Here is a 15,315-nt window from a genome sequence, read left to right as displayed (position 1 = left end):
TTACTCCTCCTCCAGATCTTTAAATTTAAACCCTTTATCGTAAAACAATTCTGCATTAACCAGGGCTACCGAAGGATGCAAAGCAAGGGATATAGCTTTTTGAGGGCACTTTTTGACGCATGCCGCACAGTCGTAGCAAAAAGCTTCATGATAAATAAACACTTCACCCCTATCTCGATAAAGTAAGTTTAAAGGACAAATCGCTTCGCAGGGAGCTACTTTTGCTTTAGGGCAACCGTTACACCGCTCCTTATAAAAGCGCGGAGGCATTTAACTTCCTCCTTTCCACAACAGGCCTGCCCTCTTCTAATTTGGAGATAAGAAGGTAGTCTTCCGGCGCTTTACCGGGGTAGTCCACCCGCTCCTGATAACAGGGCAAACGGCTTTCAGTCCTAAAAGCCATATGTTTAATAAGAAAAGTCGCCAGTAATATTTGATTTTTTACCTCAAAAAATTGCAGTAAATCAAAATCACCGGTAATTTTTGCAAGTCCTAATTTTTCCTTTAAAGAGTAAAGCTTTTCTTCTCCAATTTCTAAACTTCGAGCGGTATACCGGTAATTAGTTTTCTTACCACCGGCATACTCTTCCATGATTACGTTTAAGCCGTACTTTAAAGATAACGGAGTAACCAAACCTTTAAAGTTACTGGTAAGGTTAAAGACAATTTCCTGAATCTCAAGTCGACCTCCACCTTCTTTCCCCGCTACGTCCTCTGCCGCAATTAATCCTTCAGCCATAGCTCCGGTAACGTATTTCTTGGGTGAACCGGCGGCAATATCCCCGCAAGCCCAGAGGTTTTCCACCGCAGTTTTCCGGTTTTTATCTACCATGACTCCTGAAAGCCCATGTCCACCGTTAATCAGGGGTTCAAAACCATCTACCTCCAGGTAAATTTTTTCGCCTTTATCTTCCCGTAAAAGTAAAGCTGCACCGGGACGCATATCAAAATAAGCCCTTATGAGTTCATCCCGGTAAACACCCTCAACCACAAAAACCGGAACTTCCCCGGCCTGCCTTTCCTCTATAACAGCTTTAAGCCGTTCGGCGGTATTGGCCGGTTGATGTTTTGTTTTTAACTCTTCACCTTTTTGATTAACAAGCTTGCCTTTAACATTCATAGCCAAAGTTCCGGTTGGAGCGGCCACTCCTTTAACTCTTAGAGGAATAAAACGAATTTCTAATGATTTTAAATAAGCACCGGCCTTTACCGCCAGTACATGCCCAACTCCGCTGTTAGATAGGGGATACCAGGTACTCCCGGGATGATAGGGATTTGCCCCCTGGTAAAGTCCAGTAGCACCCCCGGTTGCCAGGATGTATTTATCTCCGGCTATTCTTAAAAACTTCCGGGAAGTTAAGTCATAGGCCAGTACTGCAACTATTTGATTTTGATCCGTTTCGACATCAAAAACAAACGTACGGTTAAAAATCTTTATTCCGGTTTTTAAAGCTTTTTGGGCAATGACTTCTTTTAAGTTTTCCCCGTAAACAATAATGCTCCGTTTTCCCCGGCGTAAAAATTTCCCATTGTCTTTGGGAATATTTGCTCCCCAGCTTTCTAAAAGATCCACCGTTTCGTTTAACCTTTTGGCTAAACTTAACGGTAGTTCATCCTCAATTAAACCGGGAAATTCCTTTTTTAAAAAATCTACATAACTTTCCGGGGTGTCATCGAGTAAAACGTTGTTTAAAGCATTAACCCCGGCAGCTAAGCATCCACTTCTTAAAACATGAGCCCGCTCCACCACCACCACTTCTTCCCGGGGTAAAAGCTCTTTTAGTCTTATCGCAGCAGTCAGCCCAGCAACACCACCGCCTATTATTACCGTGCCCACTAAACCCTCCTCCTCGTTTAAATAAGTATTTTTAGCGAAAGAGCCGTTGTCATGGTAAGAAAAATTACCCGTACCACTTTCGGGGAGAGATAAAAATTTAATTTTCCGCCAAGTAAAGCACCAGGAATAGACCCTAAAATTAGATAAATTAGAATTTTCGGATTAATATTACCGAATTTAAAATGGAAAAAACCAAGAATCAAAGCCAGTATTAGGCCGTGAAAAATATCGGTACCAACTAATTCCCGGCTATCAAACTTTCCGGTCATATAAAGGTATAAACCTACCAAAATACCTGCACCGACAGAAGTTAGGCCTACCATTATTCCAGTAACAAATCCCGTTAAAATAACTCCCCAGTTTTCCGGGGGTAAACTCAGTAAACTTCCTTTAAAATTCAAAAATTCTTTTAATAAAGAAATAATACTTACAGCAATTATTAACCCTGCTAAAACATGGGTAAGCAAAGCGGAACTGCCAGCGGTTTTTTTTAAGTGTTCTAGTATTAAAACCCCAGTAATTCCTCCGGGAATGCTTCCATATAAAAGTTTTTTAGCGGTAGAAAAATTGATTTTATTTTCTTTTTTATATGGATAAAGGGCTATTCCCTTGGTGATCGAGGCAAAAACCAGATCATTTCCCACCACTTGCCCCGGGGCCACTCCCAATAGCAGTAAAAGGGGTGCCAAGATAGAACCTCCACCCACTCCCGTTAGCCCAATAGATAAACCGGTAATAAATCCGGCTAAGATAAATCCAACCATGAAAAATTCCCCCAGGGATATTTATTAAATCATATCGGAATACTTATATTTAAAGGTATAAATTTTTGCGTAAATAAGTGAGAATTATATCCACACACTCTTTTAACGATTGCTCGGCGGTTTTCAACGTAATTTCCGGTTTTAGCGGCGGCTCATAAGGAGAGGTGATCCCGGTAAATTCGGGTATTTTCCCTTCCCGGGCCTTCCGGTAAAGACCTTTAACATCCCTTGCTTCACACACTTCCAGTGGGCAGTCTACAAACACTTCAATAAATTTCCCCTCCGGCAATAAAGACCGAACCTTATCCCTATCAGCCCGGAAAGGTGAAATAAAAGCAGTGATGATAATAACGCCAGCGTCTACAAAAAGTTTGGCTACTTCCCCGATCCGGCGAATATTTTCCTGGCGGTCTTTTTCGGAAAAGCCCAGGTCTTTATTTAAACCCATGCGGATATTATCGCCATCTAAAACGTATGCAAGCTTACCTTCCCGGTACAATACCGTTTCCAGTTCCCGGGCTATCGTTGATTTTCCCGAACCGGAAAGACCGGTAAGCCAAATAACCACTCCTTTTTGCCCCAATAATTTTTCCCGATCTTCCGCCGTTATTTTACCTTCCTGCCAGAAGAAATTATTTGCCACAATAAATTACCTCATTTCCGATTTGCTTATATGTATTTACTTTTATTTTATTACTTTTTGTCGTATTGTCAAGTATTTTTACCGGTTTTTATGGGATTAAAAAAATAAACGGGTTGTAAACCCGTTTTGAAAAAATAAAAAACCGGGAATCTTTACCCCGGCTTTATTTACCAAATGGCGCGCCCGGCAGGACTCGAACCTGCAACCTCCAGATTCGTAGTCTGTTACTCTATCCAGTTGAGCTACGGGCGCCTGTATAAAATTAAATGGCGGAGAGAGCGGGATTCGAACCCGCGGTACAGGTTTTAGCCTGTACAATCGCTTAGCAGGCGACCGCCTTCGACCAACTCGGCCATCTCTCCGCAACCAAATCGCCATGGCGGAGGGGGTGGGATTCGAACCCACGGCTCGCAGGGCGAGTCACCGGTTTTCAAGACCGGCTCCTTAAACCACTCGGACACCCCTCCCTGCCCGCCACTTTCTGCGATAGCATAAATAATATATCACAGCCCAAATAATAGTGTCAAGTAAAGGATTTTTGTTAAATTATTGTAATTTATCAAGATAATTCCGGATTGCTTTAACAAAATTAAGTAAATCCTCTAAATCATTTTGAATTATCTCATAAAGTTCTTCATCGGTAACCAGTGAATACAGGTGAACCAAACGGTTTCGGTAGCCAGCCATTTGGATTAATTTTTGGCCAAGCTTTTCATTTACAATACCCAATTCTACCATACCCCGGGCAATTGCTTTATACTCTAAGCTTAAATCTTTGCCGCGATTTTTTGCCAAAATATGCCTGCCAATATCAAATACCGCCTCCAGGGCTCTTCTCAGATAACTTTCTGCAGTTGCCGGGTTTCGGTAATCTTCTAAAAATTCTTTAGGCGGCAGAGATTTTAGTTTCTTTAACCGATCTACATATTCGATAATTAAATTTAACTTTCCTTCAATTAGCACTTTATTTACCATCCTGCAGTTCCTCCAGCATTTCTTCGTAAAATTTATCAAGATGGTATTTAAAATCAAAGGCCCGGGCTAAGATTCGTTCTTCATATTCCTCTTTTTCTTTTTCATCGGCAAAATAAATAACTTCCCCCTGTAAAATGGCCTGGCTTTGAAAAACCGAATGGTTTTCTTCCAAAAACACTAAATCTAAGGTAAAGGGGAAAAAAATATCTTCTAATTCATTATAGATATCCGCATATAAAATAGTCCTCTTTCGACCCGCAGGAAGTTCTCGCAAAAAAACTGCCCCGATATCAAGGTCGTTATTATTATAAATTACCTCTTCCCCCTGTAATATTTTTTTGGCCTTATCGCAATTAGAACCAAAAGCATATAAAATTTTTATGTCGAAATTCTCACAAACCTCTTTTAAGCGGAAAAATTTTTCCATAAAACCACGCCTTATTTTTTATAAATCCTATCCACTCCCATATAAGGCCGTAAAACTTCCGGTACCGTTACCGAGCCGTCTTCATTCTGGTAATTTTCCAAAATAGCCGCCACCGTCCGGCCCACCGCCAGGCCAGAGCCATTTAGGGTATGGACAAACTCCGGCTTGGCCTTGGGATGCTCTTTATAGCGAATCTGAGCCCGCCGGGCCTGAAAATCCTCAAAATTACTGCAGGAAGATATTTCTTTATAGTCGTTGTAGCTGGGAAGCCATACTTCTATGTCATAAGTTTTGGCCGAACTAAATCCCAGGTCCCCGGTGCAAAGCACCACCACCCGGTAAGGTAGTCCTAAAAGTTGCAGAACCCTTTCCGCATCCCGGGTAAGTTTTTCCAGCTCCTCATACGAATTTTCCGGTTTGACGAACTTAACCAACTCTACTTTATTAAACTGGTGCTGGCGGATTAAACCCCGGGTGTCCCGTCCGGCCGCTCCCGCTTCCGCTCTAAAGCATGCACTGTAAGCACAGTGGTAAATGGGAAGCTTATCCCCGTCTAAGATTTCTTCCCGGTAAAGGTTGGTTACCGGTACTTCCGCCGTAGGAATAAGATAATAATTTAATCCCTCAAGTTTAAACATATCTTCGGCAAACTTTGGCAACTGCCCGGTACCCACCATCGAATCGGCATTGACGATAAACGGTGGAAATACCTCGATATAACCGTGTTCCCGGGTGTGGAGATCAAGCATAAAGTTAATGACCGCCCGCTCAAGCATAGCTCCAAAACCCTTGTAGAAAGTAAAGCGGGTTCCGGTCACCTTACTCCCCCGGGCAAAGTCCAGGATATCTAACTCTTCCCCAATTTCCCAGTGGGCCTTGGGAGTAAAGGTAAACTTTCGCGGCTCGCCCCATCGCCGCACTTCAACATTTTCGCTACTGTCTTTACCAACCGGCACCGACTCGTGGGGGATATTGGGAATAGTAAGGAGGATAGCATTTAATTTTTCTTCAATTTGGGCCACTTCATCATCAAGTTTTTTAATTTCATCGGATAACGCCCGCATTTCCAGGATTAACTCTTCCGCCGGGAGCCCCTGTTTTTTAAGCCTGCCAATTTCTTCGGAAACGGTGTTTCTTTTAAATTTTTTTTGTTCAACATCCACCAAAAGTTTTCTTCGCTTCTCATCCAAGCGCAAAAACTCATCAAGGCTTAAGTTTGCCCCCCGTTTTTTTAACGCTTCCACTACTATTTCCGGGTTTTGCCGTACTTTTTTAATATCGAGCATTTACAAATCCCCCTATTACTTCCGTTTTGGTAAATTTTTCACGTTCATTATAACATTTTTTACGGCATTTGAAAATTTTAAAAGTAAAGTTATAAACTCACCGCTTTTACTTCATAAATCCCCGGAATTTCCGCAATAGCTTTAATGCTGTCACCATCCGCCGGATGATCCAGCGATAAAACCATCACCGCATCGCCACCGGGAGTTAATCTTCCCAGCTGCATTCCGGCAATATTAATTCCCTTTTCTCCTAAAATTAATCCAACTCTCCCAATCATTAAAGGTTGGTCTTTATGGGGCACAAAAAGTTTATATCCTTCGGGTACCACATCAACCCGATACTGGTCTATTTGCACAATTCGCGGTTCATTATTTCTAAACAAAGTTCCGGCAATAATTCGTTCACCTTTTTCGGTAGTTACTTTCAAGGTAATGAGGTTGGTGTAGTCCGCACCGTTTTCCATTACCGTTTCCCTGACTTTAATTCCTCTTTCTTTGGCAACTACCGGTGCATTAACATAATTCACCTTTTCCATGAGAAGAGGATCTAACAATCCCTTCAAGGCTGCCAGGGTTAGAGGACGGGTTTCCTCTTTAAAAGCCAAACCATTGTAAACTATTTCCGCGGCTAAAAGCCCTCCCGATAAAATCTGGGCTAAGAAGTTGCCAAGTTTTTCTGCAAGATTAATGTAAGGCTTAAGCCGTTGATAGCTTTCCTTATCCATTGCCGGGAAATTAACGGCATTCTGGGCAAGGCCGCCCTTTAAAACGTTAGCAATTTCCCGGGCCACATCAATAGCGACGTTAATCTGCGCTTCCTTTGTCGAAGCTCCCAGGTGGGGAGTTACAATCACGTTTTGGAGCTCAAATAAAGGAGACTCGGTAAGCGGCTCCTTGGCAAAAACGTCTAAAGCTGCTCCGGCAATTTCTCCGGCTTTTAACGCTTCATATAGCGCTTCTTCGTCAATAATTCCTCCCCGGGCGCAATTTATGATAAATGCTGACTTTTTCATGAGCTTTAACCGCTCCCGGTTGATTAAATTCCGGGTTTCGTTGTTTAAAGGAAGGTGCATGGTAACAATATCAGCGTTTTGTAAAAGTTCTTCTAAAGGCATTAAAGTTATCCCGAGCATTTGCGCCCGTTCTTCGGAAATAAAAGGATCATAACCGATTACCCTGGTTTCAAAAGCTTTAACCCTTTTAGCTACCGCCGTTCCTATCCGGCCAAGGCCAATAATCCCAACCGTTTTGCCCCGCAGCTCATAGCCGGTAAACTCCTTTCTCAGCCATTTTCCTGCTTTTAAAGCAGCATGGGCTTGAGGTATGTTTCTAAGTAAAGCCATCATCAGGGCAATGGTATGCTCCGCCGCCGCAATGGTATTACCTTCCGGAGAATTAACCACAATAATTCCTTTTTTGGAAGCAGCTGCTAAGTCAATGTTATCTACCCCTACCCCGGCCCGTCCAATTATCTTTAAGTTTTCTGCCGCTTCAATAATTCTTGCGGTAACCTTTGTTTCGCTCCGAACAATTAACGCGTCGTACTGGGGAATAATTTTAATCAATTCTTCTTCCGAAAGCTTTATTTTTTCGTCAACGATAAATCCTTCTTCCCGCAAAATATTTAAACCTTTTTCCGCTACCGGGTCAGAAGCCAGAATTCGCACTACCCCTCACCTCCGGTAATTATTTCCATTGCCTTTTTAACGCCAGCACCCAGTTCCACCGGATAGCCAATTTCTTTTAAGGCCATTTCCAATGCTCCTATTGCCACAATAATATCAAGCTTATCAACATAACCCATATGGCCAATTCTAAAAATCTTACCCTTCAGGTCTTTTTGACCACCGGCAAAGGTTACACCGTATTTGGTTCTTAGTACTTTTCTTAACTGTTCCGGATCATACCGGTCATCCCCGGCTACCGCCGTTACCGTATCGGAAGCATTTTCCTCCGCCGGGAAAAGTTTTAGACCTAAAGCTTTTACTCCTTCCCGGCAGGCCCGGGCCAAGAGTTTATGCCGCTTAATTACATTATCCAAGCCTTCCTCCAAGATTAAATCAAGAGCCGCTTCCAGCCCGAAGAACAGTGACACTGCCGGTGTATATGCGGTATTCCATTCCGCCAAAGCTTTCTTAGCCGCCGGTAAGCTAAAGTAAAATTTCGGGTTTTTGTTTTCCTGAGCCGCCTCTAAAGCTTTTTGACTAAAGGAAATAAACGCTAAGCCCGGCGGCAACATCAGTGCTTTTTGGGAACCAGTAACTACCACATCCACTCCCCAGCCATCGGTGTCAAACTCCATGCCTCCTAAACTTGAAACCGCATCCACAATTAAAACTGCCCGGTGGTTTCTGGTTAAAGCCGCAATCCCAGCGATATCGTTTTTAACCCCGGTGGAAGTTTCATTGTGGGTAGCCAAAACTGCTTTGTAATTGGGATTCTGCTTCAACTTCTCCTCAACCAGCGCTAAATCCACCGCATTACCCCAGCCAAAATCCACCATGTCGACCTTAGCACCGTATTCTTTGGCAATCTTGGCAAATCGCTCACCAAAGTTACCGGTAGATAGAGCCAAAACTTCGTCCCCAGGATTTACAATGTTGGCTACGGCCATTTCCATTCCTCCGGTACCGGAGTTGGTGAGAATAAAAATATCATTTTGCGTTTTAAAAACCTGTTTTAACTTTGCCACCACCCGCTCATGCAGTTTGGCAAAATCACCGCTCCGGTGGCCAATCATCGGCCGGCTCATGGCCAGCGTTACCTCCGGCGGAATAGGTGTAGGCCCGGGAATCATAAGATATTTCTTTTGCATAAAAACCCCTCCCTTTAAAATGTAAAATTTTTAAAATTTATGCTTTAATGATAAATATTTACTTTTGATGTTTAAAAATTATCCTTTTCTAATCTCCTGCCTCAAACCCCCAACCCCTAAACAAAAAACTCCTTTCATCCCTTAAGGGACGAAAGGAGTCCTTTCGCGGTGCCACCCTTCTTGGCAGAATAATCCTGCCCACCTCGTTTGGTTAACGGCATGGCCGTTACCGGCTACTTTACTTTCGCCGGTACCTCTTGGGGGCGGATTCACAAAGCATTCCCACCGGTTTCCACCAGCCACCGGCTCTCTTCAGGGAAGAGGCTTGCTACTACTCCCCGGCATTGAGTTTACAATTTATTTTGCTTATTAATCTAAAAGATTGTAAACAGTTTTGTCAAGGGGGTATTTGTGTATACATTTTTATTTTTTTATTTTTTTAAAGATTGGTCTTGGGGAAAAAATTAAGCGCACCAAAATGTGCGCTTTGCCATTAACTATAAGCCTTTACAAACTTTTTCAATAAAATACCGGTGAATCCGCAAGTCGTCGGTTAATTCCGGATGGAAGGCCGAAACTAACATGTTTTCCTGCCGGGCCATAACTATTTTATCCTCTACTTTAGCCAGTATTTGAACGTTGGGCTTCACCTCTAAAATATACGGCGCCCGGATAAAGACCGCCCGCACCGGCTCCTGACCCACTTCAGGTATTACCAGGTCTATTTCAAAACTATCCACCTGCCGGCCAAAAGCATTTCTGGCAACTTTTATATCCATAGTTCCTATTCTCGGCTGGTTGCTGTTTTCTATTTCCTTGGCCAAAAGAATCATTCCGGCACAGGTTCCAAACACCGGAAGGCCCTTTAAAATTTTTTCCCGCAAGGGTTCCATTAAATTAAAGTCCCCTAAAAGCTTGCCAATAGTAGTGCTTTCACCGCCGGGTATAATTACCCCATCTACCTGAGATAGCTGTTCGGAGCGTCTAATCCTTAACGTTTCAACTCCCAACCGGGCCAGGGTTTGTTCATGTTCACGAAAAGCCCCCTGCATTGCTATTACCCCGATTTTCATCTCCTTTTCCTCCCTCTATTAATTAGCACGTTAACAGAACCGTCCCTAGAGGTTACCAGCCCCGTTCGCTCATTCTTTCGGCTTGGGCAATGGTTTTAATATCAATACCGGGCATAGCTTCTCCCAAGCCTTTGGAGACTTCAGCCAATACCTTGGGGTCGTCATAATAAGTAGTTGCGGCTACGATAGCTTTTGCTCTACCTACCGGATCCTTGGATTTAAAGATGCCCGACCCTACAAAAATACCGTCAGCACCAAGCTGCATCATTAATGCCGCATCGGCAGGAGTTGCAATTCCACCGGCAGCAAAATTCACCACCGGTAGCCGACCATGTTCATGAACGTATAATACCAAATCATACGGAGCGCCCATTTCTTTAGCTGCGGTCATTAACTCCTCCCTTGGCATGTTTTGAAGCCGCCGGATTTCTCCCATTACCTGCCGCATATGGCGAACCGCCTCAACTACGTTTCCCGTGCCCGGTTCACCTTTGGTCCGGATCATCGCTGCCCCTTCGCCAATCCGCCGTAAAGCTTCACCCAAGTTCCGGGCTCCGCAAACAAACGGCACTTTAAAAGCATGCTTATCGATATGGAAAAGTTCATCGGCAGGAGTTAAAACTTCACTCTCGTCAATGTAATCGACCCCGAGAGCTTCTAAAATCTGAGCTTCAACAAAATGTCCTATGCGCACTTTGGCCATTACCGGTATGGTTACTGCGTCCATGATTCGCAAAATTACGTTAGGATCAGCCATCCGAGCAACTCCTCCCGCCGCCCGGATATCCGCCGGCACCCTTTCCAAAGCCATAACCGCACAGGCTCCGGCTTCTTCGGCAATTTTAGCCTGTTCGGGAGTGGTGACATCCATTATGACACCGCCTTTTAACATTTCCGCAAGACCCTTTTTAACCACCCATGTCCCTTTTTCACCCATTTTATGACTCCTCCTAATACGGTATTAATTTTTATCTTAACTTAATTTTTGTTTTTTCTGCAAGCCTCAAACTTTTTGCCAAGCAAAAAACATACCAAAGTTAAAAATCTTCCCGTACCTTATCTTCCTTAAAATTTTTCACTGTTAAAGCCGATTTTTGGGCAGTCAATAACCTATTTTAGGCATTTTCTTCCTCTTCCTGGGCAGCAATCTTAGCTACGGCCGTTAACTGATCATCTTTATTGAGTTTCATTAAAGTAACCCCCTGAGTTGCCCTGCCCTGGGTCGATATTTCCGCAGCTTTTACCCGAATCATTATCCCTTCCCCGGAAATAGCCATTACTTCATCTTCCGGACGTACGGCAACAATACCCACTACTTCACCATTTTTCTGGGTAACTTTCATATTAATAATACCCTTACCACCCCGGCTCTGAACCCGGTACTCGCTAAAAGGAGTCTTTTTTCCAAAGCCTTTAGAAGTTACCGTTAGAAGTTCCGCCTGCTCGTCCACCACTTCAAGACCAATTACCTCATCCCCGGGGCTCAGGGTTATTCCTCTTACCCCCTTAGCAGTGCGGCCCATGGGGCGAACATCGGTTTCCGAAAATCTTATGGCCATTCCTTTTTTTGTTCCAATAATTACTTCTTCCTGCCCGGTGGAAAGCTTAACATCAATTAGCTTATCCCCTTCTTCTAACGATAAAGCAATAATTCCGTCTCTTCTGGAGCTATCGTATTCGGATAAAACGGTCTTTTTCACAATACCGTTTTTCGTCACCATTAAGAGATAATGGTCATCGCTAAACTCTTTTACCGGAATAATGGCGGTAATCCTTTCATCCTGGTCAACATAAAGTAAATTTACGATAGGAGTTCCCCTGGCCTGTCTTCCGGCTTCAGGGATCTCATGGACCTTTAAACGATACACCTTTCCTTTATTGGTAAAGAACAGTAAGTAATTATGAGTAGAAGTGACAAATAAATGCCGCACAAAGTCTTCTTCTTTGGTAGCCATGGCGGTAACCCCGCGGCCACCCCGGCGCTGATTTTTATAGGTATCCACCGGAAGCCTCTTGATGTAACCCTGGTGGGTAATGGTTATTACCATGTCCTCTTCGGCAATTAAATCTTCCTCATCGAAGATAGATTCTTCATTGGTGATTTGCGTCCGCCGGGCATCACCGTATTTTTCCTTAATTTCTAAAAGTTCCTGACGGATTACCCCTAAAAGTACCCTCTCATCGGCTAAAATTGAGTTAAAATATTCTATCTTCTTAATTAATTCCCGGTACTCTTCATCAATTTTTTCCCGCTCTAAAGCAGTAAGCCTTTGGAGCCGCATATCGAGGATGGCCTGGGCCTGTTTTTCGGTAAGCCCAAAGCGGCTCATTAATCCCTGCCGAGCGGTATCCACATCTTTGGAGCCGCGAATGATTTTTATAACCTCATCCAAGTTAGCAAGGGCAATTTTCAACCCTTCCAAAATATGTGCCCGCTCTTCGGCTTTATTTAAGTCATACCGTGTTCGCCGGGTTACCACATTTTTTTGATGCTCCAAGTAGTAAAAAAGAATTTCCTTTAAATTTAAAATCTTAGGCTGATTGTCTACCAGCGCTAACATGATAATACCAAAGGTATCCTGGAGCTGGGTATGTTTAAAGAGCTGATTTAAAACAACCTGGGGGTTTGCATCCCGCTTTAATTCAATAACAATGCGCATACCCTTTCTGTCCGATTCATCCCGTAAATCCGCAATTCCATCGATTTTCTTATCCCGGACCAGGTCGGCTATCTTTTCAATAAGCTTGGCTTTATTAACCTGGTAGGGAAGCTCGGTAACAATGATTGCCGTTTTTCCCCCGCTTAATTTTTCAAAAGTGGTTACCGCCCGAACTTTAATCGTTCCCCTACCGGTAGTATAAGCCTGCCGAATTCCCTGCCGGCCCATGATCTTACCGCCGGTCGGAAAATCGGGACCTTTGATGATTTTCATAAGCTCCCCGATCTCCACTTCCGGGTCATCAATCATTTTCACAACCCCGTCGATCACTTCTCGTAAATTATGGGGCGGAATGTTGGTGGCCATACCTACCGCAATTCCTGAAGAACCATTGACCAAAAGATTGGGAATTCTGGACGGCAGTACTACCGGTTCTTTGGTGGAGTTATCGTAGTTCGGCATAAAGTCAACGGTATCCTTGTCAATATCCCGCAGCATCTCCACCGTAATTTTTGCCATGCGGGCCTCGGTGTATCGCATGGCCGCAGCGCTATCGCCGTCTACCGAACCAAAGTTACCGTGTCCGTCAATTAAGGGATAACGGGTGGAAAAATCCTGGGCCATTCGTACCATAGCATCGTAAACCGCAACGTCACCGTGAGGATGGAATTTTCCCAAAACCTCCCCCACTATGTGCGCCGATTTACGGTGGGGTTTGTCGGGAGTCATTCCCAAAATATGCATGGCATATAAAATACGCCGGTGAACGGGCTTTAACCCATCCCGGACATCGGGTAAAGCCCGACCGACAATTACACTCATGGCATAATCCAAATAACTTGACTTCATTTCCTCTTCCAATTTAACCGGTAAGACTTTCCCAATACTAAACAAAATAAATCACCTCAAAGTTAAGAATTAAATATCGAGATTTCGGACAAGTTTGGCGTTCTTTTCAATAAATTCCCGCCGCGGTTCAACTTTATCACCCATTAAAATAGAAAAAATCTCGTCCGCTTTAGCTGCATCTTCCAGGGTAACTTTTAAAATAGTTCTTGTTTCGGGATTCATCGTAGTTTCCCAGAGCTGCTCCGGATCCATTTCCCCAAGACCTTTGTATCTTTGAATGGTAACGCCTTCCCGGCCTATCTCGTTTAAATATCTTTCCAGTTCATCGTCACTGTACAGGTACTTTTCTAACTTCCCTTTTTTTACCTTATAAAGGGGAGGCTGAGCTATATAAACGTAACCATTTTCTATTAACGGTCTTAAGTACCGGTAAAAAAAGGTTAAAAGAAGGGTTCTAATATGCGCCCCGTCGACATCGGCATCGGTCATGATAATTAACCGGTGGTAACGGGCTTTTTCAATATCAAAATCCTTGTCAACCCCCGTGCCTAAAGCGGTAATCATCGCCCTTATTTCTTCATTGGCTAAAATTTTATCAAGCCGCGATTTTTCCACATTTAAAATCTTACCTCGAAGCGGTAGTATAGCCTGAAATCTGCGGTCCCTTCCCTGCTTGGCCGAACCTCCCGCCGAATCCCCCTCTACCAGGTAAAGCTCGCAGAGGGAAGGATCTTTTTCCGAGCAATCGGCGAGTTTCCCGGGGAGGGTGTTGGATTCCAGGGCTGTTTTCCGGCGGGCAAGCTCCCGGGCTTTCCTTGCCGCTTCCCGGGCCCGGGCTGCCCGGACAGCATTTTCAATTAACTTCTTTCCTACAGCGGGATTTTCTTCCAGGTAAGTGGAAAGGTAATCGGAAACAATGCTATCGACAATGCTGCGAACTTCCGTATTTACTAATTTTGTTTTTGTCTGACCTTCAAATTGCGGATCCGGTACTTTTACGCTGATAATCGCCGTTAATCCTTCCCGGATGTCTTCCCCCTGGAGGGAGAGGTTGTTTTCTTTAATTAAGTTGTATTTTTTGGCATAATCGTTAATCACCCGGGTAAGGGCTGTTTTAAAACCAATCTCGTGGGTTCCACCCTCGGTAGTGTTGATGTTGTTGGTAAAGGATAGAATATTTTCCGAAAAAGAGTTACAGTATTGCAGGGCCACTTCCACAACTACTTCGTCTTTTTCTTTTTCAAAATAGATAATTTTGTGAAGAGGCTCTTTATTTTTATTTAAATATTTTAAGTAATCCTTTATACCTCCTGAATGCTCAAAAACTTCTTCTTTATTAGTCCTCTCATCTTTTAAAATTATTTTGACGTTTTTATTTAAATAAGAAAGTTCTAAAAGCCTTTTCGCTAACGTATCGTAGTTGAATTCCACCGTTTCAAAGATTTCGGCATCGGGTTTAAAGGTAATAATTGTTCCGGTAGACTTACTTTTACCAATAATTTTTAATTCGGTAATCGGCTCGCCTCTGGAAAATCTTTGGTAATACAGGTTACCATCTCTTTTTATCCTAACTTCAAGCCACTCGGAAAGGGCGTTTACTACCGATACCCCAACGCCGTGCAATCCCCCGGATACTTTGTAACCTCCACCACCAAATTTTCCGCCAGCGTGAAGCATGGTTAAGACAACTTCTACTGCTGGTCTCCCCACTTCCGGGTGGATATCAACGGGAATGCCCCTACCGTTATCGGCTACGGTAATACTCCCATCTTTATGAATAATAACTTCTATACGATTGCAAAACCCGGCCAAAGCTTCATCGATTGAGTTATCTACTACTTCATAAACTAAATGGTGTAAGCCCTTTTCGTTGGTACTACCGATATACATTGCCGGCCGTTTTCTTACGCCTTCTAAACCTTTCAAAACCTGAATTTCCTCGGCACTGTACTTAACCCCGTTTTTTTCTAACTCCATATAAAACCT

The 15,315-nt window shown here is 43.5% G+C and carries 13 protein-coding genes, 3 tRNA genes and 1 other annotated feature; all 16 genes read right to left on the bottom strand.

All coding sequences use genetic code 11. The annotated features are described in order from the left end of the window. Entirely contained in the window at positions 1–270 is a 270-nt protein-coding gene (locus ciss_RS00160) for a 4Fe-4S dicluster domain-containing protein (protein ID WP_075864318.1), read from the bottom strand. After that, positions 251–1,837, bottom strand: a complete 1,587-nt coding sequence (locus ciss_RS00155; protein WP_075864317.1) for an adenylyl-sulfate reductase subunit alpha — start codon at positions 1,835–1,837, stop codon at positions 251–253. The genes ciss_RS00160 and ciss_RS00155 overlap by 20 nt, the downstream gene beginning before the upstream one ends. A gap of 17 nt (positions 1,838–1,854) precedes the next feature. Beyond that, positions 1,855–2,601, bottom strand: a complete 747-nt coding sequence (locus ciss_RS00150) for a sulfite exporter TauE/SafE family protein (RefSeq protein WP_075864316.1) — start codon at positions 2,599–2,601, stop codon at positions 1,855–1,857. A gap of 49 nt (positions 2,602–2,650) precedes the next feature. Further along, positions 2,651–3,244, bottom strand: coding sequence for an adenylyl-sulfate kinase (gene cysC / locus ciss_RS00145; RefSeq protein WP_075864315.1), 594 nt, complete (start codon positions 3,242–3,244; stop codon positions 2,651–2,653). Positions 3,245–3,419: 175 nt separating this feature from the next. Then, positions 3,420–3,496, bottom strand: a tRNA-Arg gene (locus ciss_RS00140). Between the two features lie 15 nt (positions 3,497–3,511). Beyond that, positions 3,512–3,606 (bottom strand) — tRNA-Ser (locus tag ciss_RS00135). A gap of 15 nt (positions 3,607–3,621) precedes the next feature. Next, positions 3,622–3,711: transfer RNA gene (locus tag ciss_RS00130), tRNA-Ser, on the bottom strand. A gap of 79 nt (positions 3,712–3,790) precedes the next feature. Next, positions 3,791–4,219 carry a type VII toxin-antitoxin system HepT family RNase toxin gene (gene hepT, locus ciss_RS00125; protein ID WP_075864314.1) on the bottom strand — a complete coding sequence of 143 codons (429 nt, stop codon included), beginning with the start codon at positions 4,217–4,219 and terminating at the stop codon, positions 3,791–3,793. Continuing rightward, positions 4,209–4,646 carry a nucleotidyltransferase domain-containing protein gene (locus ciss_RS00120; RefSeq protein WP_075864313.1) on the bottom strand — a complete coding sequence of 146 codons (438 nt, stop codon included), beginning with the start codon at positions 4,644–4,646 and terminating at the stop codon, positions 4,209–4,211. The genes hepT and ciss_RS00120 overlap by 11 nt, the downstream gene beginning before the upstream one ends. Positions 4,647–4,657: 11 nt before the next feature. Continuing rightward, complete coding sequence (serS, locus tag ciss_RS00115) at positions 4,658–5,932, bottom strand: serine--tRNA ligase (RefSeq protein ID WP_075864312.1); 1,275 nt, start codon at positions 5,930–5,932, stop codon at positions 4,658–4,660. Between the two features lie 89 nt (positions 5,933–6,021). Continuing rightward, a complete protein-coding gene (serA, locus tag ciss_RS00110; protein ID WP_075864311.1) occupies positions 6,022–7,599 on the bottom strand; it encodes a phosphoglycerate dehydrogenase in 1,578 nt (525 codons plus the stop codon). Next, the gene (locus ciss_RS00105; RefSeq protein WP_075864310.1) at positions 7,599–8,747 is read right to left on the bottom strand and encodes a pyridoxal-phosphate-dependent aminotransferase family protein; all 1,149 of its coding nucleotides are present in this window, start codon (positions 8,745–8,747) and stop codon (positions 7,599–7,601) included. Before ciss_RS00105 ends, serA begins: the two co-directional genes overlap by 1 nt. A 141-nt stretch (positions 8,748–8,888) precedes the next feature. Continuing rightward, positions 8,889–9,101, bottom strand: a binding site (T-box leader). Positions 9,102–9,244: 143 nt separating this feature from the next. Next, a complete protein-coding gene (pdxT, locus tag ciss_RS00100) occupies positions 9,245–9,820 on the bottom strand; it encodes a pyridoxal 5'-phosphate synthase glutaminase subunit PdxT (RefSeq protein WP_075864309.1) in 576 nt (191 codons plus the stop codon). A gap of 52 nt (positions 9,821–9,872) precedes the next feature. After that, positions 9,873–10,757, bottom strand: a complete 885-nt coding sequence (gene pdxS, locus ciss_RS00095) for a pyridoxal 5'-phosphate synthase lyase subunit PdxS (RefSeq protein ID WP_075864308.1) — start codon at positions 10,755–10,757, stop codon at positions 9,873–9,875. A gap of 178 nt (positions 10,758–10,935) precedes the next feature. Continuing rightward, on the bottom strand, positions 10,936–13,374 hold the full coding sequence (gene gyrA, locus ciss_RS00090) for a DNA gyrase subunit A (protein ID WP_075864307.1): 2,439 nt from the start codon (positions 13,372–13,374) through the stop codon (positions 10,936–10,938). A 24-nt stretch (positions 13,375–13,398) separates the two neighbouring features. After that, entirely contained in the window at positions 13,399–15,306 is a 1,908-nt protein-coding gene (gene gyrB, locus ciss_RS00085) for a DNA topoisomerase (ATP-hydrolyzing) subunit B (protein WP_075864306.1), read from the bottom strand. Positions 15,307–15,315: the final 9 nt, after the last annotated feature.

The sequence above is a fragment of the Carboxydothermus islandicus genome (assembly GCF_001950325.1).
In the GTDB taxonomy this organism is placed as follows: Bacteria; Bacillota; Z-2901; order Carboxydothermales; family Carboxydothermaceae; genus Carboxydothermus; species Carboxydothermus islandicus.
The sequence above is the reverse complement of the archived record's forward strand: the minus strand, read 5'-3'. Positions and strand labels throughout refer to the sequence as shown.